This window comes from Actinomyces sp. oral taxon 169, from assembly GCF_013394715.1.
GTDB lineage: Bacteria > Actinomycetota > Actinomycetes > Actinomycetales > Actinomycetaceae > Actinomyces.
In genome coordinates, this window is the sequence record NZ_CP058259.1 from 1,181,786 (window position 1) to 1,203,022 (window position 21,237).

Sequence of the window (21,237 nt, forward strand, 5' to 3'; positions counted from 1 at the left end):
TGACGACGAGGAAGCGGAGCCATTACCGCCCACCACCCTCAGCGACGCCGGCCAGCCCCAGGATCCGGGTGACGACCCGATTCCAGGAGTGGCGCTCCTCGGCCAGAAGACGACCGTCTCGCCCCATCCGGGCCCGCCGCTGGGGGGAGGCCGCCAGATCATCCAGGGCCGCGGCCAGCGCCGTGGGGTCCGAGGGCGCCACGAGCACGCCGTGGCGCTGCGATCCCTCCCCAAGCAGCTGGGGGATCTGACCGACGTCGGAGGCCACGACCGCCAGCCCGGCGGCCAGGTACTCCAGGACCTTCATGGGGGAGAAGTACTGCTGCTCCAGGCCCCCGAGATCCGGATAAGGGGCCACCCCGATCGCCGAACCCGCCATGTGAGTGGGGATCTCCTCCGGGGCGACCGCCCCACGGAAGTCCGCCTCCACCCCCAGGCGCTCGGCCTGCGCCCGGAGCGTCTCCATCTCAGGGCCGTCGCCAATGATCCGCAGGCTCCACCGCTGACGCGCCAGGGCCGCCGCCGTGATGAGGTCGGCCACCCCGTGCCAGGGCTTGAGCGTCCCCACGAAAGTGACGACCACCCGCTCGGGGTCCGCCGGCTGAGGCTGGATACGGCGCACGCTCACGCCGTTGGGAACCGTGTGGATCCGGTCCACGACGTCGTTCGCATCCGGCAGATCGGCGGTGCGACGACGCACCCAGTCGGCCACCGGGTCCGAGACGCACACCGTGACCCGGGCCGCCCCGACCTGACGGCGCAGCGCCTGCTCGGCGCCGGAGGCGTCCACCAGCGAGCGGTGACGACGCTGCTCGTCAATCAGCGGAGCGTTGACCTCCAGGATCCCCGGCACCCCAGTGGCCGCAGTGATGTCGGCCAGAGCCGTGGAGAACAGGGAGTAGCGCTCGTAAACCAGGTCAGCGCCGTCGGCGATCACCCGCGAGGCGATCCTCTGGGCGGCACGCACCTGCTCCTGCTCCCGCTCAGCGGGGGGGACGTCGGCGACCGTCTCCAGGTGCAGCTCGAGATCGGCCAGGTCGGCGGGCACGTGCTCGCCTGAGCGCAGGGCGTAAAGCACCACCTCGTGGCCGGCGGCCCGCAGCTCGCGAACGACCTCCTGAATGTGCACCGAGGCGCCCTTGGTCCCGAACACCGGAATGCCCGGGTCGCAGCAGATGTAGGCGATGCGCATCAGGCGGCTCCTTCCTGATCGGCCAGGTGCATGCCGGCAGCGGGGACGGGACCCGACTGCCAGGCGGCCAGCACCGCGGCCTGGGCCCGGGAGTCGAACTGCTCCTCAATCAGTGCCCGCGCACCGCGCGACAGCGCGATGGTGTCCACCTCACCCTGTGCGATCCCACGCAGGGCCGCGGCCAGCGAGGCCGGGTCACCCGGGGGAAGAAGAATCCCGGTGACGCCGTCATGAACCACCTCCGGAAGTCCCGACACCGCCGTGGCCACCACCGGCGTCCCGCAGGCCATCGCCTCCAGGACCACCGTGGGCAGACCATCGATATTGCCGTCGGCCGCCTCGATGCAGGGCGCCGCGAACACGTCCGAGCGCGCCAGCAGATCGCGCACCTCCGCCTGCGTGAGCGGACCCAGCAGATGGATCCTGTCGGCCAGTCCCAGGCGCTCAATCTGCTCGGTCAGGCGCTCACGCTCATCGCCGTCACCGGCCAGCTCCACCTCGATATCGATACCCGAGCTCACCAGGATCCTCACCGCCTCGACCAGGTCGGCGAAGCCCTTCTTGGGCACCAGGCGACCCACGGCGCACACCCGCAGCGGCTCTGCCCTCGTGGCGGACACCGGCTGTGGGGCACGGTAGGAGAAGCGATCCAGCTCCAGGGCGTTGTAGCGCAGCGACACCGTGGCCCCCGTGCCAGCCAGCACGGTTCCCAGGTAGTCCTCGTTGTAACGACTGATGGCGATGACCCGCTGGGCGTCGGAGCAGATCCGGCGCAGCCACACCGGGTTCACCGACTCGTGGAAGATGTCCTTGGCGTGGGTGGTCACGGTGTAGGGGATGCCGGTGAGGGCCGAGGCGATCCACGCCACTCGCCCCGCCAGGGACGCGAAGTGCGCGTGCAGGTGGGTGATGGAGTCCCGGCGCGCCTGGCGCGCCAGCTCCACACCCTGGGCCACCACGTCACCGGGCAGCTCGGCCAGGACCGGCATGATGGCGGCGAAGCGCTCGCGGTCCTCCTGGCGGGTCAGGCCCTCGGTGAGCTGGCTCCATAGGTCAATGGCCCGGTTCGGTCGGCCCACCCAGTTGACGCGAGCGGCGACCCGGGCGATCTCGGGGTGGAAGCGCGCGTCCGTTGTGGGACGCAGCGCATAGATGCTCAGGTCCTCGCCCTGGGCCTCGCGGGCCAGGATCTCGGTGACGATGAAGGTCTCCGAGAAGCGGGGGTAGACCTTGAGGACGTATCCGATACGGGGGGCGCCCTGGTGGGGCTGGTGGGTGTCGAGTGGGGGATTCATGCGGGGATCTCCATCCTGGTGAGGCTGGTGGCGTGGCTGGTGAGGTAGGTCGGGCTCGTGGTAGGAGCGTCATGTCGTTGGTCCATGAGCTCGGCGGCCAGCAGGGGGACCGTGGCCAGGCCGTCCAGACGCAGACGACGTCGCCCCATCAGCTGGCGATGGGCGGCCTCCTGGTCGCCCAGCAGCTCGGAGAGCCGGTCCTCCAGCGCTGCGGCACTCAGATCCGTGACTCTCAGGAGGTCGACGGCGCCCACCTTCTTCAGGCCGGAGGCCCGGATGAACTGCTCCAGACGAGGCGTCTCGCGCGGGACGAGGAGGGCCGGGGTCTCGGAGGCGAGGATCTCGGTGACCGTGTTGTAGCCGGCCATCGCGATGACCGCTGCGGCCTGCTGGATGTGGCGACTCATGCCGGGCCAGGACCGGCGCACCACGGTGCGGGGACCGGCCGCCTGAGCGACCTGGTGGAACAGGGCGGCGTCGAGCTGGGGGCCGGTGACCACGACATGCCGGTAGCCGTCAGGGACGCGTACCTGCGCGGCGGCACGCAGCAGGTTGATGCCGTCGGAGCCGCCACCGGCGGTCGTCAGGATGAAGGGCTCGGGGTCCAGGGCGTTACCGGCCAACGCGGATGAGGCCTCGGAGCCGTCCCTGGGCTCGGCGATGTCGCGACCGTGGGCGAGGTAACCGGTGTAGTGCATCCGCTCCTCCAGCGCAGGCGGGGCCTCGCCGGTGGCGCTCAGGTCGTGGACAGCGACGTCCCCGTAGACCCAGACCTCGTCGATGAGCCGGCGCAGCGTGTCGGCCTCGCCGAGCTCATCCCATTCGCGCCGCACGGTTGCGGGGGTGTCCAGGACCTCGCGCAGACCGAGCACCACGCGCGCGAAGGGGTGAGTGCGACGCAGGTGAGTCAGGGGCTCGCGCAGCTCCTGGTGCACCCCGTAGGCGTGTCGGTCGATGATGAGCAGATCCGGGGCGAAGGTGCTCAGGACGCCGTTCAGCAGGGCGCTACGGACCTCGCCCAGGTCCTCGTGGGTGATGCGCAGGCGCTGGGGCTGGTAGATGCCCTTAGACTTCTTGATCCCCGGCAGCACCAGCCAGTCGAAGCCGTCGGGGAGGCGGTACTCCTGGCCCGGGGCCAGACCGGTGATGACCAGGCCGGTGACGTCACGGCCGGTGAGCCCCGGCAGTGCCCGGGCCAGGTGGTGGGCCAGAGCGAGGTTGCGGCGAAGGTGTCCCAACCCCTTGGCATCGTGGCTGTAGAGGGCCACGCGTAGGGGAGCGCTCGTCATGATCGTCTCTCTTCTCCCGGTGTCGGTTCTGGATCGTTCTGAAACGATCCTGACCGGCCAGAAGAAGATGACGATTAGGGGTGGATGAGAAAGCTCTCAGGTTTGTCGGATGCTAGACCAGCTGCACCTGGACTCCGGCTTGCCGCAGGGCCTCGACCTGGTCGGCGCAGGCGCCGTCGTCGGTGATGACCGTGTCGATCCTGGAGGTGGGGCAGATGAGGGCGAAGGCCGTGCTGCCGAGCTTGGAGCTGTCACACACGATGACGACGTGCTCGGCGGCCTCAACCAGTGCGGCGTTGATGGCCGCCTCCCCGTCGTGCTGCGCGTAGGCGCCCCTCTCATCAAGTCCCTCGACTCCCAGGAAGAGCGTGCCCACACTGATCGAGGGAAGGATGAGAGAGGCCAGAGGGCCGGTGAGCTCGAAGGACCGGGCTCGCGCGATCCCCCCGGTGACGACGACGCGCACGCACTGGCGCACGGCCATCTCGTTGGCGATGTTGACGGCGTTGGTGACCAGGGTGACCGGCACCTCCGGATCGGTCAGCGCCGGCAGGAGCGCGATCTCGCGAGCCACCTCGGTGGTCGTGGTGCCGCCGTTGAGACCGACGGAGTCGCCAGGGTGCACCAGAGCGGCCGCCGCCTTGGCGATACGGGTCTTCTCGTCGGCCATCTTGGAGGTGCGGTAGCGCAGAGGCGGCTCGGTGGAGGTGGGGTTGGCGATGGCTCCGCCACGGGTGCGGCTGACCAGCTGCTGGTCCGCCAGATGGTCGAGGTCGCGTCGCGCGGTCGCCGCCGAGACCCCCAGCCGCGTGATGATGTCGTCGATATGGACGCTGCCCTCGTCCATGATGATGTCGAGGATGGCCGAATGGCGATCATGCCGAGACATCTCGATCCTCCTGGGGGTCAAGGGGGTGGTGCGGGACGGAGAGGGGATGGGGTGGGAGGGGATGTACGGTTGATTTGTGCATCAACCACTTGCCGTATTCTAGTGACCGTGCGGCAGGTAGTCGGTGTACCGACGTCAGCATAGTTCAGGGATGTCCCCGGTTGCCTCCTGAGAGCGACACATCGCGATATAAACCTTGCTACTGTCGTCGACATCAATCACGTCATTGTGTGGAGTGGTGGCCCCGTGGGCTCGCCATCCCGCCTCCGAGAACAGAGAAGATATGGGTTGTCCCGCTGACCTTGCCGCGCCCCTCCGCCGTGGGGAGGGCGCCGTCGCCATAGGGGTCGATGTCAGTGCCGACGCCGTCACCGCGGTTGTCACTGATGGCCGGGGGAGTGTCATCTCCTCCGTGGAGCGGCCGGTTCCCAGGCAGTGCCGCGCAGACGCCGACCGGCTGGCCCAGGAGATCGGGAGCGCGATCCAGTCCTTGTGCGCGGGCCTCGCCGGCGACCTCGGTACTGAGGCGTCCGAGGCGGCGGCTCTCGTCGTCGGGGTCAGTGTGCCCGGTGTCGTCGACGAGGACGAGGGGCGCGTGCGCCGCAGCGAGACTCTTGGGTTGCAGGACGCCCCGTTGGTGAGTCTGGTGAGACGGTCGCTGTCGTTTCAGGCCTCCGGGTCACCCGGACTCTCCGGAAGTCTTGAGGTGAGGCTCTATCAGGATGCCGGTTGCGGCGCCTGGGCCGAGAGCCAGTGGGGCGCGGCCGGGAGGAACTGCCTCTATCTGGCGGTCGGCGAGCGGATCTCCTCCGCCGTCCTGCTGGGCGGCGCCCCCGTGCTCGGTGAGGGCTGGGCCGGTCAGGTTGGTCGGATCCTGGTTCCCGATCCGGACTGGAGCGGGGAGCGGGCCCGCCTGGAGGACGTCGCCTCCGTGTGCGCAATGGTCAGGCGGCACACCGCCGGCATGCTCGATGACTCCGCCGCGCCGGAGCCGGGTGGCTGCGACGACGCTTCCGAAGAGTCAATCACCCAGTGCGCCTCGGGTCTGGAGTCCCTCCTGGGCGCGATCGCCTCGGGGGACCGGGAGGCGCGCCGCGTCTGGGACACCGGCCTGGACTGCCTGGCTGAGCTCATCGCTCAGGGTGTGGGTCTGCTCGGCCCCCTCGACGTCGTCGTCAACTCCGAGCTGATGCGGGCGGACGAGGCTGCATTCCTGGAGCCTCTGCGAGGCCGGGTGACGGATCTCGTGGGCGACCTGCCGGCGCCGCGGCTGGTGGCGGCCCGGCTCGGGGCGACCGCCCCGGCGCTGGGGGCGGCGGGGCGCGCCCTGGCCGACTGGAAGTAGCCTGACAGCAGCCCGAATGCCACCGCGCGTCTCTGCGCCCTTGGCTGATAACTCGCTTATGGCGTTGCGGAGACCCACAATGGGGGCAGGCCGTGGCAGTATGTTCGCCAACTGTAGTTGTCCAAGCCGGTTGAGGAGAACCAAACGTGTCCCCCAGGAGAGAAGCGAGGCGCAGCGCGTGACCCTGTCTGCTCGTCCGCTTCGCATCGGCATCATGGGTGGAACCTTTGATCCGATCCACCATGGGCACCTGGTCGCAGCCAGTGAGGTGCAGAACGTCTTCGCTCTCGACGAGGTCATCTTCGTGCCCACCTGGGCCCAGCCCTTCAAGAAGGAGCGCAAGGTCTCCCCGGCTGAGCACCGGTACCTCATGACGGTGATCGCCACCGCCTCCAACCCGCGGTTCACGGTCTCCCGGGTCGATATCGACCGGGGCGGGACGACCTACACGATCGACACCCTTCATGACATCGCGGCCGAGTACCCGGGCGCGGAGCTGTACTTCATCACTGGAGCCGACGCGCTGGCGCAGATCCTCACCTGGAAGGACAGTGAGGAGATCTTCGACCTGGCTCATCTGGTGGGGGTGACGCGTCCCGGGCACGTCCTCAGTGACTCCGGGGTTCCCCGTGACCGGATCTCGCTGGTCGAGGTGCCGGCCATGGCGATCTCGTCGACTGACTGCCGCCAGCGGGTCGGGGAGGGGGCTCCGGTGTGGTACCTGGTCCCTGACGGTGTCGTGCAGTACATACGCAAGTACGGGCTCTATCGTATGGCCTTGCGGCCGGCGTCGGCGACGTCGATGACGGCGAGAGTGGCCCGCGAGCAGTCCCTGAGGAAGGAGAACGACGGTGAGCACTGAGCAGACCGGCGTCAATGCCCCCACGTCCGAGGAGCCGACGCAGGATGAGCACGCTCCACGCGGTAGTCGTCGTGCGATCCGACAGGCGGAGCGCGCCGCGGAGCGCGAGGCGATCCTGACCGGTCAGCAGCCGCTCCTGACCCGGCGTGAGATGCGGCGTCTGCGCGAGGAGGCCAAGGCGCTCAGGGCTGCCGTCGAGGCGGGCGAGATCACCCCTGAGCAGGCTCAGGCGCTCCAGGACCCTCTTGCCGATCCTGCGTCGGTCACCTCCCGTTCCTCCGCCACCTCCGGTGACGAGGTCGAGTCCGGGCCGGGGGAGCCGGCCGAGCCCACCGCCCTGGACGGGGGTGACTATCTCGAGCAGGGCGGGCAGAACCCGCCCCTGAGCATGTCCGTCTCCGAGGGGCCGGCCGCCTCTGCTCCGAGCTGGCGCTCGCTGTCGGCGGCCGAGGCCGTGGCGATCTCCGAGATCGAGACGGGCCTGATGGAGGCCGTCGACCTGCCGGTGGCCACCCTTGACTACGACGCTCACTGGGCCGCGAACGCCAGCTCCGAGCCGGCGCCGGTCCCCACCCGCTTCTCACTCAAGGACCGTCTTGAAGGAGGCTCCGTCTCCGAGGCGGAGGAGCCGGAGAGCCCACAGGATAATGAGCCTCAGGGCGCCGTCGAGGTGAGTGGCGGCGCTGAGACCGAGGAGCCCGCCACCAGCCCCTACGACTACCGGGAGGGTCTCGAGCCGGTGGCTCAGGACGACGCGGACGCCTCCTCGCAGTCCTCCTCGGCGGTCGAGGCCGTGAGCGCCGCCTCCGCTGTTCCCGCCATCTCCGCAACCGCCCCCGGTGCTGCCGACGTCGCCGCCTACGGGCAGGCCGGGGCCATGCGGAGCGCCGAGACCTCCCGCAGTGGGGTCAGTGCCGGATCGGCGTCCTCCGCAGGCTCGGTGCGCCGACCCATCGTGCGGATTCCGGCCGCTGCGCAGGGGGTGCGCACCGTGAACGCCTCCACGGGAGAGCTCAGCTCGGTCCAGCCCGTTGACAGCTCGCCGTCGGCCCAGGAGGCCGCCGACGTGCAGGACGTCTACGGCACCCCCTCCATCGAGGAACCGATGGTGCAGGACGACGCCGAGGTCGAGGTCGACATCGAGGCGCAGACCATGGTGGTGTCGACGTCGGCGCCCTCGACTCAGGGGGCACAGGACTCCGAGTTCGGTGCGCCCGGGGCCCCGCAGTGGAGGTCGCTGCATCAGCCCCCGCAGGCGGGTAGCTTCCAGGAGGCGATCGTCGACGGAACGGCCGAGACCGCAGCCGTCTCCGGCGATGCCGTCGGCCCCTACGCCTTCTACAGCGACGAGGCCGAGAACGGCAACGGTCCGATGGGGGCCTCCGAGTGGGACTCCGTGGCGGCCCCGGCTGCCGAGGTCCCTGAGGAGCCCTACCTGGCTCCCGTCAACGAGGTGACCGGAAGGGTTCCCACCCCGGATCACGTCCTGCCGATGGAGCAGCCCGGCTCCTCGCGTACCGGCAAGATCCTCATGGCCGCACTCATCATCGTCCTGTTGCTGATTATCATCGCTGTTGTCTTGGCGCTGCTGATCTCCAACGGCAAGCTCGGTGGTGGCACGAGCGCCATGGCGGCCAGCATCGGTGCGGGGGAGTGGATCCGTCAGCTCGTCTGACGGAGGCGGGCACGGTACAGTCGCCGCTGCCGCATGATGTCCGACTGACCGTCCCGAAGGAGATCCGTGTCCGCCACTGAACACGCCACCTGCCTGGCGATCGCTGCCGCTCGCGCGGCGGCCGATAAGAAGGCTGAGCACCTTGCCGCCATCGACGTCTCCGAGCGACTGGGGCTCACCGACGTCTTCCTGCTGGCCTCCGGGGCGAACGACCGCCACGTCCACGCCATCGTCGATGCGGTCGATGAGGCCATGCACCGAGCCGGGGCCAAGCGCCGTACCCGGGAGGGCTTCGCCGACGCCCACTGGGTCCTGGTGGACTACGGCGACGTCGTCGTTCACGTCCTGCAGAATGAGGACCGGGAGTTCTACTCGCTCGAACGCCTGTGGAAGGACTGCCCCGCCATCGAGCTGCCGGCGGACCTGGCGCATGGGGGCAGCCGGGACGGTGATTCCCTCGGCGGTCGGGAGACCACTGCGTCATGACGGATCTCATTCTGTGGCGCCACGGCCAGACCGACTACAACAGTCAAGGGCGCATTCAGGGCCGGGTCGACGTCCCTCTCAATGAGACCGGTCGTGACCAGGCCCGGCGCGCCGCCGAGGACATCTCGGCCCTGGGGCCCACTCGCATCGTCTCCTCCCCGCTGACTCGGGCTCGGGACACGGCCGAGGCGCTGGCGTCGCTGACCGGACTGAGCGTCGAGATCGATGAGGGGCTGGCGGAGAAGTCCTTCGGGGACTGGGAGGGCCTCAAGGCCGCTGACATCAAAAAGCAGTGGCCGGAGCACTACGCCACCTGGCGGGCCGGGGGAGACCTCCCTCAGTTCCGGATCGAGGGGCGCCGTCATACCGCCGAGAGAGTGGGGGAGGCGCTCAAGGCCATCGTCGCAGGTTCTCAGAAGGACGACGTCATCGTGGCCGTCTCCCACGGAGCGGCCACCAACCTGGGGGCCACCTACCTGTTGGGGATGGACGCCCAGCACTGGTTCGGCCTGCGTGGCATGAGCAACTGCTGCTATGCACTTCTGCGGACCAACAAACGGCCTCCGGGCTGGGCGGTGGTGACGTGGAACGCCGGACCACCGGTGGACTCCAGTCCGCTGGGCAGGATCCTGGGCTGAGCAGGTGAGGTAGCGCACGTGGTGCGGATTTGCTCTGACGGGTCCGAACTTCATACAGTTATCCGCGTCGCCGCACGCGAGCGACGCCCGAACGGGGCTATGGCGCAGTTGGTAGCGCGCTTCCATGGCATGGAAGAGGTCGGGGGTTCGAATCCCCCTAGCTCCACGATCCCCTCGGAGTGAACGCCGAGTGGGACACCCTTCACGGGGCTATGGCGCAGTTGGTAGCGCGCTTCCATGGCATGGAAGAGGTCGGGGGTTCGAATCCCCCTAGCTCCACCACACCACCAATATGGAGGCCCCGCCATGAGGCGAGGGCCATTTTATTTTTCCGCCCGCCGTTGCCGCGTGCGGCACAATGTGGGGATGGCTACTGCTGTGCTCATCAAGGCGCTAGGCGCCTTCTTCGCGATCATGAACCCCTTTGTCAACCTGCCCCTGTTCCTGAGCCTCACCCAGGAACAGGATGCTGCGACCCAGCGGCGCACAGCGGTTCGTACCACGATCTCCTCCACCGTCATGTGCACCGTCGTCCTGCTCCTGGGTGCGACGATCCTGAGATTCTTCGGCATTGGCGTCGACGATTTCCGGATTGCAGGCGGAATCGTCCTGCTCATCATCTCCTTGTCCATGCTCAACGGCAGCGGCTCCAGCGCTCACGAGGGCAGTACGCAGGAGAAGACGCAGCACAACGTCGTTGCCGGTGGTGGAAGTGACGTCTCCTTCTACCCCATGACCTTCCCCATCCTCGTGGGGCCGGGAACGATCGCAACCATCATCGTCATCCAGTCCCAGGCCCAGGGACTGGGCGGGCATGCGGCGGTTGCAGCTGCCCTGGCGGCCGTCCTGACGGCGCTCGGGATCGTTCTCTACTTCTCAGCCAGTATTGGTGCTCGCCTGTCCATGACGATGCGCACCATCATGACCCGCCTCATGGGCATGATCCTGGCCTCGATCGCGGTGCAGATGATCGTCGTCGGGATCCAGCACCTCTTCCCCGGGCTGGCTCGCTGAGACACGCTCCACGTGCGGGTTTCAGCAAGGAACTGGCCCCTCGACCACTCTGAGGGTAGCCTCACCTTCAGATGTTGCCCGGAGCACCCGCCCCCACGTGCGGCAACACGGTAGGAAGGTAAGCGTGTGACGTCCGTTCAGGTTCCCGACATCATGCAGCGTGCCCGGCGCATGGCCCGGCGTCTTCTGGCCGGCAGCGGGAGCGCCGCGGTAACGGCCTACCGCATCGACCCCTCCGCGCCGGCCGCCTTCGTCGCTCATGCCCTGCGAGCCGATGGCCGGATCCTCGTTGCCGCATGTCCTCCCCAGGGCACCCCGTTGGCCATCGCGCCGGACGACGTCGCCGTCGACATCCGACTCGATATCACTCTCGACGCCGCCGAGCCCGGCGTGCGCATCACGGCTGCCACCGCTCACCTGCTGGGGAGCCTGACGTGGGTCGAGGGCGAGGACCGCGCCCTGCTCCTGGCCTCCTCTCGGGCTTCTGCCTGCCACTGCGCCATCGTCGGGGAGGATCCGCTCGAGCGGGTCCGGGAGATCGCCGCGGGTCCCGGCGGCCGGCTGGGCGTCATCACCTGTGAACGGGTCATGCTTCACTGCGTCTCCGGGGTCTCCAGCCACGACATTGAGGAGATCCTCGACATCGACACGGCAGATGCCGCTGCGGCGCCCTCAGCGTCCTGGAGCCCTCAGGCGATCATGGACGCCCACGAGGCGGTCAGCGCCGTCGGCCAGCTCGGTCTGCGGGCTGTGTGCGAGGCCGTGCGCGAGGGACAGATGCCCGGATGGATCTGCTCCTCCCGGCCCGCCGTCGGGGTGTGCCCGACGCTGTGGGACAGGACCCTGTGCGTCGACGTCGATGCTCACGGGGTGACCCTCATGTCCATCACCGGTGAGGAGGTCACCACACTGGTGGTCTCCTTCGGGCAGGCACTGGCCGACGCTTGCGAGGTGGGGCCGGCCCTGGAGCAGCTGGCCTCTCACGCTCTGCCGCAGCGCCTGACTCGGCCCTGAGGCCGTCAGCTCAGCCGCGGCTGCGACCAGCTGGCCGCGAAAGCCGAAACGGGGGATACCACCATGCGGTGGCATCCCCCGTTGGCCCCCAGCCGCTCGAGCTGGAGAGCCTTCCGGTCAGCGAACCTCGTAGGTCGTGCAGGCGGCGGTGTCGCCCCCGACGGTCACGGCCTCGGCCGTGCACATGAGGTCCTTGTTGTGGACGCACTCGAGGCGCTGGCAGGCACCCACGTGGCCCTCGGCCACCGGCAGGCCGCCGCGGGCGTCGAGGCTGATGAAGGTGTCGCAGGCCGGTGCGCCGTTGTCGCCACCGACGGTGATGGCGAAGGCGGTGCAGCCGCCGTTGTTGAAGGCGCAGGAGGTGGTGGCGCAGGTGGAGATCTTGGTGACGGACATGGTGCTTTTCCTTTCGAGCGGATGTGCGCTGCGGACATGAATAACGTAAATCCGCATCCGCTCCCCGGCAACGAAGGGCAGCCTGCCCTGCCTCGCAGCGCACCGAAGAACGTTGAAATGACGCCGTTTTAACGGCCAAGGAGGAGGTGTTCCGGTCTGTTTGCGGCCCTCGGGGAAAGTCTGGGTTGTGTGCCGTCGGTTTTCGTTATTCCTCCCAGGTAAGGCAGTCCTGCGCGAGTGCGGTCGAGGACTTTCCGCTGCGCGGAGGGCGTTGACGTCAAGGGCGGGGCGAGCTGTGCCCGCCCCGCCTTGGGAGAGTCGCTGTTGCCTGGGCCGCCCGGACAGACCGGTGAGCCCGAAGGTCATGCGCCGATCAGCTGTGCGCGGCGGCCACGGCCAGGCGCAGAGAGTCCGTGAAACGTGTCTCGCGCTCGGCGGCGCTCATGTCGCTGGAGTGGTCCAGCAGGTGGTCGGAGACGGTCAGGATCGCCAATGCCTGCTTGTCGTACTCGGCGGCGACTCCGTAGAGGGCGGCGGCCTCCATCTCCACTCCCAGGACCCCGTACCTCGCCAGTGCCTCCGTCTGCCCCTGGGGGGTGAAGTAGAAGTGGTCCCGCGATATGACGGTGCCCAGGTGGACTGCTCCGCCGGCCTGAGCCCCCTCGAGCTGCGAGGCCTGGTACGCGGCCGCTGCCAGCCGGAAGTCCGCCACGGCGCTGAAGTTGACGCCCGGGATGCGCAGCTGGTTCATGGAGGAGTCCGTGTGGGCTCCGGTGGCCACGATGACGTCGCCGACCTTGACCTTCGGGGACAGGGCGCCGGCAGTGCCCACCCGAATGATCCGCTCCACCCCGAACTGGCTGAACAGCTCGGTGGCATAGATCGTGAAGGAGGGCTGCCCCATTCCTGAGCCCATGACGCTCAGCGGCCTGCCGTTCACGGTCCCGGTGAAGCCCAGCATCCCGCGCACGTCAGTGACCAGGCGGGCATCGTCCATGAGGAGCTCAGCAATGCGCTGGGCCCGTTTGGGGTCGCCGGGCATAAGGACGGCGGGGGCGAAGTCTCCGGGCTCTGCAGCGATGTGAGGGGTGGCCATGGGGGTCCTCTCGGGGTGGTGGATCAGGTGTGAACAGTAGTGTTCAGTGTGGCATGGATCGCGTGAGAAAAGACAGGTGACCACCCTGACGACTGTCCGTATCGTGGACGTCAGACGACACATCGTGGTCGCTCGACTAGCGTCCAACGACAAAAGGGCCTGCGACCAGTCCGCAGGAAAAGGTGGCCCCTGGGCCGCCTCCATTCGTCATATCACGGAAGGTACTCATGTCCTCCAAGACAGGGGAGAGCGAGTCTCTTCAGGCTCCTCCGCGCGAGCAGTGGAGCGGGCAGCTCGGCTTCCTCATCGCCGCCATCGGCTCGGCGATCGGCCTGGGCAACATCTGGCGCTTCCCAGGCGTGGCCTACACCAACGGCGGCGGCGCCTTCATCGTCCCCTACGTCATCGCGCTGCTGGCGGCCGGGCTGCCGATCCTCTTCCTCGACTACGCCCTGGGGCACCGCTTCCGCGGCTCGCCACCGGCGGTCTTCCGGCGTCTGTCCACCGGGCTCGAGTGGCTGGGGTGGCTCCAGGTCTTCATCTGCTTCGTCATCATGACTTACTACGCGGTGGTCGTGGCCTGGTCCCTGCGCTACATGTTCTTTTCCGTCAACATCGCCTGGGGCGACGACGCGGCGGGCTTCTTCCAGCACTACATCGGGATGGACCGGCTCGGCTCCGATGTCGCCTACTCACCGGCAGTCGTCATGGGCGTGGCCCTGCCGCTGCTGTTCGTGTGGGGCTTCGGTCTGGTGGTGACCGCCCTGGGCGTGAGTGGAGGCGTGGAGAAGGCCAACAAGATCTTCCTGCCGCTGCTGGTCATCATGTTCGCCGGCCTCGTGGTGCGCGCCCTCCTGCTCCCGGGAGCAGGGGAGGGGCTCAATGCCCTGTTCACGCCCAAGTGGTCCGCCCTGCTGGACTACCAGGTGTGGATGGCGGCCTTCGGGCAGATCTTCTTCTCCCTGTCCGTGGGCTTCGGCATCATGCTCACCTACGCCTCCTACCTCCAGCGACGTCGCTCCAACCTGGTGGGAACCGGCCTCGTGGCGGGCTTCGCCAACTCCTCCTTCGAGCTGTTCGCAGGGATCGGCGTCTTCGCGACCCTCGGCTTCATGGCGCACACGCAGCACGTCGGGATCAGCGAGATGAAGATCACTGGGCCCTCCCTGTCCTTCATCACCTTCCCCACCGTCATCTCCCAGATGCCCGGAGGTGCGCTCTTCGGGGTGCTCTTCTTCGCCTCCTTCTCCATGGCGGGGCTGACCTCCTTCATCTCCATCATCCAGGTGGTCGCCGCCGGCGTGGGGGAGAAACTCGACCTGACGCCGAAGAAGGCCTCCCTCGTCGTCGGCGTCCCGGCCGCCGTCCTGTCCTTCATCCTGTTCGCCACCAGCTCGGGCCTGCCGGACCTCGACGTCGTGGACGCCTTCATCAACAACATCGGCGTGGTCGCCTCGGCCATCATCATGTGCGTGGTGGTCGCCTGGCTGCTGCGGCGCACCAAGCTGCTTCAGGACCACCTCAACGCCGTCTCCGAGTCCCGGATGATCGGCCTGTGGTGGAGGGTCCTCGTCGGTGCCGTCGTCCCCGTCCTGCTGGGGTACATGTTCATCCAGACCCTGTGGACGTACCTGTCCGAAGGATATGAGTCGGAGTCCTACTCCAGCGGCTTCGTCATGGTCTTCGGATGGGGGATGCTGCTGGTGGTCGCCCTGGGCACCGCCATCATGAGCCTCATCCCCTGGAGGACCCCGGTGGACGAGTTCGAGGCCCTCACGCTGGAGGCCGCTTCCCAGGAGGAGGACTGAGATGACCGGAATCGCCGTGCTCATCATGCTGCTCGCCATCGTCATCATCTGGGGCGGTCTGGCGGTATCCATCACCGCGCTCATCTCGCGCGGACGCCGCGAGGACCGCGACGCCCGGGCCGAGGCCTCGGCGCGGGCCCGCGAGCACATGCTCCATCCCGAGCAGGCCGACTGACCGGTGCGGTCCGCTGAGAGACGCTGACGCGACCGCCTGAGAAGAGAGACTGACTCCACCACCCGTCTGGGGCCCGGTTCGGCCGGTTTCCAGGCGGGTGGGACACAATACGCCTATGACTCAGACTGATGTGAGCCCCCGGGCACTGCCTCGCCTGGTGGCCTTCGACCTCGACGACACGCTGGCGCCCTCCAAGTCGGCCATGCCACCGGCCATGGCCACTGCGCTCAGGCGGCTGCTCGACGTCGTCCCCGTCTGCATCATCTCCGGTGGGCAGGTGGGGCAGTTCCGCGACCAGGTTCTGGCTCACCTCGACGCCGACGCCGATGAGCTCTCCCGGCTTCACCTCATGCCCACCTGCGGAACGCGCTACTACACCTACGACCCCTCCCGTGCCCAGAGCGATGAGGACGCCTGGACGCTGGTCTATGCCAACGACCTCACCCCTGAGCAGATCCGCGCCGGTTTTGAGATCGTCGAGGCCCAGGCTCGACGCCTCGGTCTGTGGGAGGATCAGACCTGGGGAGCGATCCTGGAGGACCGCGGCAGCCAGATCACCTTCTCCGCACTGGGGCAGGAGGCCCCTCTGGACGCCAAACGTGCCTGGGATCCCACGGGTGAGAAGAAGGCCGCCCTGCGTGACGCCGTCGCCCCGCTCCTTCCGGACCTGGAGGTCCGCTCAGGCGGCTCCACAAGCGTCGACATCACCCTCAAGGGGGTGGACAAGGCCTACGGCATGAAGCGCTTGGCGGAGATGACCGGTATCGCGTTGGAGGAGATGATCTTCGTCGGCGACCGCCTGGACCCGGAGGGCAACGACTATCCCGTCAAGGCCCTGGGCGTTCCCTGCCAGGCGGTGAGCGGCTGGCAGGACACCGTTGCCTACGTCACCTCCCTGGCGAGTCTGATCGCCTCTGACGTGCACGGCGGTGAGGACCCGGCAGCCCAGGTCTCGCTGGGCGCTCGGCTCTGAGGCGAGCGGTGGTACGGACATCTTCAGGCCCTGACACCGAAGCCGACGCCGATACCGGCACCACCGAGCGAGCAGGGGACCTGTGGGACGGTCTGCTGACGGCCGTGCGACGCTGCTGCGCCCTGGTCGCCACAGTGCTGCTGTCGCCGCGCCTGTGGTGGCGTCGTCGTCGCCCCGGCACCCGCACGGTGATCGGAACGGCGGCCATGATCCTGGCCTCCAGCCTCGTCTCCCTCCTGCTGGGGCTGTCCACGGCGACGGCCTCGTCACCGGTCGGCCCGCATGAGGCGACCTGGTCGACGACCCTGGACTCCACCGTCACCCTGGACCTCGGGCCGCTGGGAACGGCCTCGCTGGAGTCCCCGGCAGGGATGCTCGGCGTCAAGGTGGTCCTGGGAGAGATCCCGGGCGACCCGACACCCGATACGGCCAATGCCGCCAGCGTGGGCCAGTCCCTGTCCTCCGACGCGACCTCCTACCTCTCACTGGTCTCCCACCCCGACCTGACGATCCGGCAGGGCCTCTACGCACTGGCCGGCGACGCCCTGCGCCGGGCCGGGGTCGTTGAGGCGATCTTCCTGTGCTGTGTGGCCGCTTGGCGCCTGGCGCCGACCAAGCCCTGGCGCGAGACCGTCCGAGCCGGCGCCTCGCACCGCTGGGCCACCACCGTGGCGGCCTGTGCGACCGTGGCCACCGCGACCTCCCTCCTGGTACCGGCCATGCGCACGGCCACCTCGCCCGGCTCCACCCTGTCCGTCCTGGAGGGGACCCCGCTGGCCCAGGCCCGTTTCTCGGGACGTATCGCCGACGTCGTCACCGCCTACGGGCCCAAGGCGCGCACCTTCGTGGAGACGAACAAGGGCTTCTACGCCAAGGCGGACACCAACCTGCGGGCCGCCTGGAAGGCCGCCGAGCAGACTGAGGGTCTGGTGGACGTCACCGCCGTCGACGGCAAGGTGGACACCGAGAGCCTTCAGAGCCGGGTCAAGGCATCCTCCGCGAAGACCCTGGTGAATGCCGGTCCCGACCCGGAGCCCGGCACCGCCCCACAGCCCTCTGAGAGTCCGACGGCCACAGCGACGCCCTCGATCTCGGTGACCGGGGCCCGATCGGTGCCCGAGCGCGGACGCAAGACCGCCGTGTTCACCACGGACCTGCACTGCAACCTCGACGTCATCGCCTTCTCCGGGGTCCTCGACCAGCTCTCCGGTGCCGACATCCACATGGACGACGGCGACCTGACTATGACCGGCTCGGATCCGGAGCGGGTGTGCGTCGACGCGCTGACCCAGGCGGTCCCGAGCTCGACGAAGAAGGTCGCCACGATCGGCAACCACGACTCCGACGCCACGGCCGCCCGCCTGCGCGCCCAGGGGTGGACCGTCACCAACGGTTCGGTCCAGACAGTCGCCGGGATCACCTTCCTGGGGCACGACGACGCCGAGCGCACGACGGCCGCGGGCACCAAGCCCCGCAACGGGGAGACCACCGAGAAGATCGCCTCCCGCCTGGCCACGGCCAGCTGCGGGAGCACGCCGGTCGACGTCGTCCTCATTCATCAGCCCGCCACCTTCGACACGCTCACGAAGGAGGGCTGCGCGCCGCTGCTCTTGGCCGGGCACGTCCACGCCGAGCGGGGGATGACCACGACGATCAGCCCCCGAACCGGCCTGCCCGTCACCGGGATCATCTCGGGCGCAGGCAAGGGTGGCACGTCCCTGGGGTCGGTCACCGAGGACGCCTTCCTCCACGTCATGTCCTTCGACTCCGCCGGCGCGCTGGTGGCCTGGCGCGCCGTCATCCTCCACTCCGACGCCTCGGTGACGGTGGGGGCCTGGCGGTCCGTTCCCGGTATCGTCCCGGGACAGACCACGGCCACGATGGCCTCGACCCCCAGCCCGACGGCGTCGGCCACCCCGGTGCCGACACCGACCGGAGCCCCGCAGAGCACGAGGCCCGAGGATGCCTCTGCGCCACAGGAGGGGGCAGAGCCCCAGGCGGAGAGCGAATTCTCGGGCGGGTAGGGCACAGGCGACCGTATGTGGCATACGCTCTCGTCCTGATAACCCTACGAGGTCCAGAAGAACTGCTGACGCACCACCGGTGAGGAGACTGACGATGTCGCGCATGCCCACAGATGCCGAGATCGATGAGATGAGCGAGGAAGAGCTCGAGGCCTACCTGGGCTCCGGTCCCGCTCAAGAGCTCGACCGACGCGCCCGTCGTGATACCGGCGAGGGCTCCTCCGCGCGCCCGGCCTGGCTGCGGCGCTCCGGGGCCGAGCGGGGATTCGGCTGGCTGCTCACCGCGTGCGCACTCATCGGGATCCTCGCCTGCTGGGAGCTCATCACCGCCCAGCTCGACCTGCTGCGCAACCCGGACGCGGAGCTCGTCTGCGACGTCAGCCCCCTGGTGTCATGCGGGGACTCCCTCAATGTGTGGCAGGGAAACCTGCTGGGGGTGCCCAACTCCTTCGTCGGGGCCATCGCCTTCGGGGCGCTGGCCGCGATCGGCATGGTCCTGCTCAGCGGCGCGCGCCTGCCGCGCTGGATGTGGTGGGGGCTCAGCGCCGGCAGCCTTGGTGGGATCGCCTTCGTCATCTGGTTCCTGTCCGTCTCCATCATGACCTTCGGCAAGCTCTGCCCCTTCTGCATGGTCATCTGGTCCGTCACCATCCCGGTGGCCGCCCACTCCTGGGCCTGGGCCGCGGCCGGCGGGCACCTGGGGCTGCGTGACAACCTGGCGCTGGACGTGCTCAAGGCCCGTTGGTGGATCATGGCGGCGATGTACCTGGCGGTGGTTCTCACCATCGTCATCGCCTTCGGCGGCCAGCTGGCGAGGCTGTTCGGGTGACTGCGCCCAAGGAGCGGCGGGCTCCGAGCGGGGCCGGTGGGAGGTCCTCGGTGGAGGGAGACTCGACCGTCACGCAGGACTACCTCAAGGTCGTCTGGGCCGCCTGCGAGTGGGGCGGCGCGGGCGCCTCCGTCACCGGCCTGGCCAAACGCATGGAGGTGGCCCCCTCGACCGCCTCGGAGAACGTGGCCCGCCTCGTGGAGGAGGGACTGCTCGTCCACGAGCCCTACAAGGCCGTCACTCTCTCCGAGGAGGGGCGACGACGGGCCATGGGCATGATCCGCCGTCACCGCATCCTGGAGACCTACCTGGTCACCCGGCTCGGCTTCGGCTGGGATGAGGTGCACGCCGAGGCCGAGGAGCTCGAGCACGCCGTCTCCGAGCGGTTACTGGAGAGGCTCGACGCGGTCCTGGGGCACCCCACCCGTGATCCGCACGGGGACCCGATCCCCACGGCCGACGGCCGCCTCATCGTGCCCGACCTGGTGGGCCTGGAGACGCTGCCGGTGGGCTCTGACGGCGTGGTCGGACGGATCCAGGACGACACCGAGACACTGCGCCGCCTGGAACGGGCCGGCATCGGGCTGGACAGCCGGGTGCGGATCCGCGATCGGGGCACCGTGGCGCCGGCCGTGGAGGGCGGTGGCCGCCGGCGGGCGACCGTCATCGCCCTGCTGGATGACGACGCCTCACGCGGCGCAGCGCCCAAGGATGCTCCGGAGGCCATCATCCCCGACGGCTCCCTGTGGCTGCTGGCCTGACCTGAAGCTGTCACTACCCTATTCTGTGCAAGATTATGACTTAAGTCACGTTCCATTAAGTTGGATGTCGGGTATTTCGTCGATTATATTTCTAGCCATCACGACCGGTTCCGCTTCCGTCAAGGAAGTCCAGGGCCGGTCTTCGTTTATCTCGATGACGAGTCAAGGTGACAGTGGTGGTTGAGCAGCCCAAGAACTTTAAAACTTATGAGGAGCAGGTGGATCTCCTTATAGGGCGGGGAATGTGTGTTGCAGATCGTGAGCGAGCCATCGAGAAATTGCGTCGGGTCAACTACTATCGCCTATCGGGGTACTGGTATCCGTTCCGTATGCGTAAGCCGGATGGGGATGGTCGATCTGATCGTTTTCTTCCTGGGTCTGCTTTTGATGATGTGGTTGCTCTCTATGATTTTGATGCGCGACTTAGGGTAGCGGTCCTCGCTGCGCTGGCGCCAGTTGAACTGTCTATGCGCGCCTTGGTTGGGCATGCGTTGGGTGAGATAGACCCGTGCATTCATCTTAGTGCAGATTTGTTGGGCCCAGTCGCAAGAGGGGAGTGATCGTCAGAATACAAAGAGTGACTGAATAGGTATGAAGATAAGTTGAAGGGTTCACGTGAAGATTTTGTAGTTCACCACAAGGATAAGTATGGTGGGAATCTCCCTGTGTGGGCTGCGGTTGAAGTGCTGGACTGGGGGATGCTGACGCATCTTTATTCAATGTCGCCTCGCGTTGCCCAGGTGGAGGTTGCTGATGTTGTCAATCTCACTTCTCCGCAGTTGGAATCTTGGTTAAAAACCCTGAATATTGTGAGAAATATCGCGGCACATCATGGGCGTATGTATAATCGAGTTTATGGCAAAACGCCTAGGTTGCCGAGAAGGAAAACGCATCCCGAGGTGCTTTTCTGTGTCGACGCGATGAATCGAATTTTTGGTCAGGCTACTTTGATTCAATATCTACTGAGGGTTCTTAAGGTGGGTAATCTTAAGATACTACCTTCGGTGTTCAGGACGTTTCCAGAAAATGAGATTGTTCCTTTTGGGAGCACGGGTGCCCCTGATGGTTGGGTTCAGGGTGAACTATGGAAATTGTAGGTCATCTAGTGTGTCGTGAGGTATGGTTGGTGGTGTGGACTTGAATTGTCGGACTATTGCTATCGAAGGTACTCAAAGTCAGCCTGTTGCGTACTTGCCGGCTTGATAGGCTCCTGTGCGTTCATCGTGGCTCGAGCGAGAGAATGGCTCATGGGGCAGCAATAGGCAGTTCCTGGCGACACCGTTTCTTCCAAAGCGAGGCAGACACTTCCGCCTAGGCTTTCAGAGAGCAGGTTCTCATTCATGATGAGGAGTGGACAGTACGGATGGTGGCTCAGCGACTCCCGGCCTGCGCCTTGAGGTGGCGGGGTCTCGGCCCTGGTTCGCGGCCAGGAGGCCATCTTCTTCACGGCCATCGAGCACGTTGAACGGCTCGATC

General features: G+C 67.5%; 19 protein-coding genes, 2 tRNA genes and 1 pseudogene. 16 read left to right on the top strand and 6 right to left on the bottom strand.

The window, feature by feature from the left end; all coding sequences use genetic code 11:
• Positions 1 to 22 precede the first annotated feature (22 nt).
• The 4 genes from HW274_RS05085 to HW274_RS05100 form a co-directional block, all read right to left on the bottom strand.
• Positions 23 to 1,192, bottom strand: a complete 1,170-nt coding sequence (locus HW274_RS05085; protein ID WP_185989360.1) for a glycosyltransferase family 4 protein — start codon at positions 1,190 to 1,192, stop codon at positions 23 to 25.
• Complete coding sequence (locus tag HW274_RS05090) at positions 1,192 to 2,487, bottom strand: glycosyltransferase (protein WP_185989361.1); 1,296 nt, start codon at positions 2,485 to 2,487, stop codon at positions 1,192 to 1,194. Before HW274_RS05090 ends, HW274_RS05085 begins: the two co-directional genes overlap by 1 nt.
• Complete coding sequence (locus HW274_RS05095) at positions 2,484 to 3,776, bottom strand: glycosyltransferase family protein (RefSeq protein ID WP_075253931.1); 1,293 nt, start codon at positions 3,774 to 3,776, stop codon at positions 2,484 to 2,486. Before HW274_RS05095 ends, HW274_RS05090 begins: the two co-directional genes overlap by 4 nt.
• Positions 3,777 to 3,888: 112 nt before the next feature.
• A complete protein-coding gene (locus tag HW274_RS05100; protein ID WP_075253932.1) occupies positions 3,889 to 4,665 on the bottom strand; it encodes a DeoR/GlpR family DNA-binding transcription regulator in 777 nt (258 codons plus the stop codon).
• 283 nt (positions 4,666 to 4,948) lie between these two features.
• Between HW274_RS05100 and HW274_RS05105 the strand changes: the two genes are divergently transcribed.
• The 9 genes from HW274_RS05105 (at position 4,949) to HW274_RS05145 (ending at position 11,699) form a co-directional block, all read left to right on the top strand.
• Positions 4,949 to 6,010 carry an ROK family protein gene (locus HW274_RS05105; RefSeq protein ID WP_185989362.1) on the top strand — a complete coding sequence of 354 codons (1,062 nt, stop codon included), beginning with the start codon at positions 4,949 to 4,951 and terminating at the stop codon, positions 6,008 to 6,010.
• Between the two features lie 178 nt (positions 6,011 to 6,188).
• Positions 6,189 to 6,872 carry a nicotinate-nucleotide adenylyltransferase gene (gene nadD / locus HW274_RS05110; RefSeq protein WP_034491657.1) on the top strand — a complete coding sequence of 228 codons (684 nt, stop codon included), beginning with the start codon at positions 6,189 to 6,191 and terminating at the stop codon, positions 6,870 to 6,872.
• Positions 6,862 to 8,547, top strand: a complete 1,686-nt coding sequence (locus HW274_RS05115) for a hypothetical protein (protein WP_075253934.1) — start codon at positions 6,862 to 6,864, stop codon at positions 8,545 to 8,547. Before nadD ends, HW274_RS05115 begins: the two co-directional genes overlap by 11 nt.
• A 66-nt stretch (positions 8,548 to 8,613) precedes the next feature.
• Positions 8,614 to 9,033: a ribosome silencing factor gene (rsfS, locus tag HW274_RS05120; RefSeq protein ID WP_075253935.1), complete on the top strand. Its 420-nt coding sequence runs from the start codon at positions 8,614 to 8,616 to the stop codon at positions 9,031 to 9,033.
• Entirely contained in the window at positions 9,030 to 9,671 is a 642-nt protein-coding gene (locus HW274_RS05125) for a histidine phosphatase family protein (RefSeq protein WP_075253936.1), read from the top strand. The genes rsfS and HW274_RS05125 overlap by 4 nt, the downstream gene beginning before the upstream one ends.
• A 93-nt stretch (positions 9,672 to 9,764) precedes the next feature.
• A tRNA-Ala gene (locus tag HW274_RS05130) sits at positions 9,765 to 9,837 on the top strand.
• A gap of 40 nt (positions 9,838 to 9,877) precedes the next feature.
• A tRNA-Ala gene (locus HW274_RS05135) sits at positions 9,878 to 9,953 on the top strand.
• Between the two features lie 84 nt (positions 9,954 to 10,037).
• Entirely contained in the window at positions 10,038 to 10,685 is a 648-nt protein-coding gene (locus HW274_RS05140; protein ID WP_004565154.1) for a MarC family protein, read from the top strand.
• A 126-nt stretch (positions 10,686 to 10,811) separates the two neighbouring features.
• Positions 10,812 to 11,699: a hypothetical protein gene (locus HW274_RS05145; protein ID WP_075253937.1), complete on the top strand. Its 888-nt coding sequence runs from the start codon at positions 10,812 to 10,814 to the stop codon at positions 11,697 to 11,699.
• Positions 11,700 to 11,816: 117 nt separating this feature from the next.
• Here HW274_RS05145 and HW274_RS05150 read toward each other — a convergent pair whose 3' ends face one another.
• Positions 11,817 to 12,095 carry a DUF1540 domain-containing protein gene (locus tag HW274_RS05150; RefSeq protein ID WP_075253938.1) on the bottom strand — a complete coding sequence of 93 codons (279 nt, stop codon included), beginning with the start codon at positions 12,093 to 12,095 and terminating at the stop codon, positions 11,817 to 11,819.
• A 373-nt stretch (positions 12,096 to 12,468) separates the two neighbouring features.
• On the bottom strand, positions 12,469 to 13,191 hold the full coding sequence (gene deoD, locus HW274_RS05155; RefSeq protein ID WP_075253939.1) for a purine-nucleoside phosphorylase: 723 nt from the start codon (positions 13,189 to 13,191) through the stop codon (positions 12,469 to 12,471).
• A 227-nt stretch (positions 13,192 to 13,418) separates the two neighbouring features.
• On the opposite strand from deoD, the gene HW274_RS05160 reads away from it, so the two are divergent.
• The 7 genes and pseudogenes from HW274_RS05160 (at position 13,419) to HW274_RS05190 (ending at position 20,858) form a co-directional block, all read left to right on the top strand.
• Complete coding sequence (locus tag HW274_RS05160; protein WP_075253940.1) at positions 13,419 to 14,999, top strand: sodium-dependent transporter; 1,581 nt, start codon at positions 13,419 to 13,421, stop codon at positions 14,997 to 14,999.
• Between the two features lies 1 nt (position 15,000).
• Complete coding sequence (locus tag HW274_RS05165; RefSeq protein WP_009394879.1) at positions 15,001 to 15,174, top strand: methionine/alanine import family NSS transporter small subunit; 174 nt, start codon at positions 15,001 to 15,003, stop codon at positions 15,172 to 15,174.
• 115 nt (positions 15,175 to 15,289) lie between these two features.
• Positions 15,290 to 16,147, top strand: a complete 858-nt coding sequence (locus HW274_RS05170) for an HAD hydrolase family protein (protein ID WP_075253941.1) — start codon at positions 15,290 to 15,292, stop codon at positions 16,145 to 16,147.
• An 8-nt stretch (positions 16,148 to 16,155) separates the two neighbouring features.
• Complete coding sequence (locus tag HW274_RS05175; RefSeq protein ID WP_075253942.1) at positions 16,156 to 18,171, top strand: serine/threonine protein phosphatase; 2,016 nt, start codon at positions 16,156 to 16,158, stop codon at positions 18,169 to 18,171.
• 94 nt (positions 18,172 to 18,265) lie between these two features.
• Positions 18,266 to 19,000 (top strand): vitamin K epoxide reductase family protein, encoded by a 735-nt coding sequence (locus HW274_RS05180; RefSeq protein ID WP_075253943.1) that lies wholly within the window; start codon positions 18,266 to 18,268, stop codon positions 18,998 to 19,000.
• Positions 18,997 to 19,761 (top strand): metal-dependent transcriptional regulator, encoded by a 765-nt coding sequence (locus tag HW274_RS05185; protein WP_081376205.1) that lies wholly within the window; start codon positions 18,997 to 18,999, stop codon positions 19,759 to 19,761. Before HW274_RS05180 ends, HW274_RS05185 begins: the two co-directional genes overlap by 4 nt.
• Before the next feature lie 329 nt (positions 19,762 to 20,090).
• Positions 20,091 to 20,858 (top strand): annotated as a pseudogene (locus HW274_RS05190) (Abi family protein).
• Positions 20,859 to 21,237: the final 379 nt, after the last annotated feature.

Excerpts from the sequence above, each read along its gene's own strand:
- HW274_RS05140 (WP_004565154.1), top strand. The coding sequence starts at position 10,038 with ATGGCTACTGCTGTGCTCATCAAGGCGCTAGGCGCCTTCTTCGCGATC.
- HW274_RS05125 (WP_075253936.1), top strand. The coding sequence starts at position 9,030 with ATGACGGATCTCATTCTGTGGCGCCACGGCCAGACCGACTACAACAGT.
- HW274_RS05105 (WP_185989362.1), top strand. The coding sequence starts at position 4,949 with ATGGGTTGTCCCGCTGACCTTGCCGCGCCCCTCCGCCGTGGGGAGGGC.
- HW274_RS05090 (WP_185989361.1), bottom strand. The coding sequence starts at position 2,487 with ATGAATCCCCCACTCGACACCCACCAGCCCCACCAGGGCGCCCCCCGT.
- HW274_RS05085 (WP_185989360.1), bottom strand. The coding sequence starts at position 1,192 with ATGCGCATCGCCTACATCTGCTGCGACCCGGGCATTCCGGTGTTCGGG.
- HW274_RS05165 (WP_009394879.1), top strand. The coding sequence starts at position 15,001 with ATGACCGGAATCGCCGTGCTCATCATGCTGCTCGCCATCGTCATCATC.
- HW274_RS05180 (WP_075253943.1), top strand. The coding sequence starts at position 18,266 with ATGTCGCGCATGCCCACAGATGCCGAGATCGATGAGATGAGCGAGGAA.
- HW274_RS05170 (WP_075253941.1), top strand. The coding sequence starts at position 15,290 with ATGACTCAGACTGATGTGAGCCCCCGGGCACTGCCTCGCCTGGTGGCC.
- HW274_RS05100 (WP_075253932.1), bottom strand. The coding sequence starts at position 4,665 with ATGTCTCGGCATGATCGCCATTCGGCCATCCTCGACATCATCATGGAC.
- HW274_RS05160 (WP_075253940.1), top strand. The coding sequence starts at position 13,419 with ATGTCCTCCAAGACAGGGGAGAGCGAGTCTCTTCAGGCTCCTCCGCGC.
- deoD (WP_075253939.1), bottom strand. The coding sequence starts at position 13,191 with ATGGCCACCCCTCACATCGCTGCAGAGCCCGGAGACTTCGCCCCCGCC.
- HW274_RS05095 (WP_075253931.1), bottom strand. The coding sequence starts at position 3,776 with ATGACGAGCGCTCCCCTACGCGTGGCCCTCTACAGCCACGATGCCAAG.
- HW274_RS05150 (WP_075253938.1), bottom strand. The coding sequence starts at position 12,095 with ATGTCCGTCACCAAGATCTCCACCTGCGCCACCACCTCCTGCGCCTTC.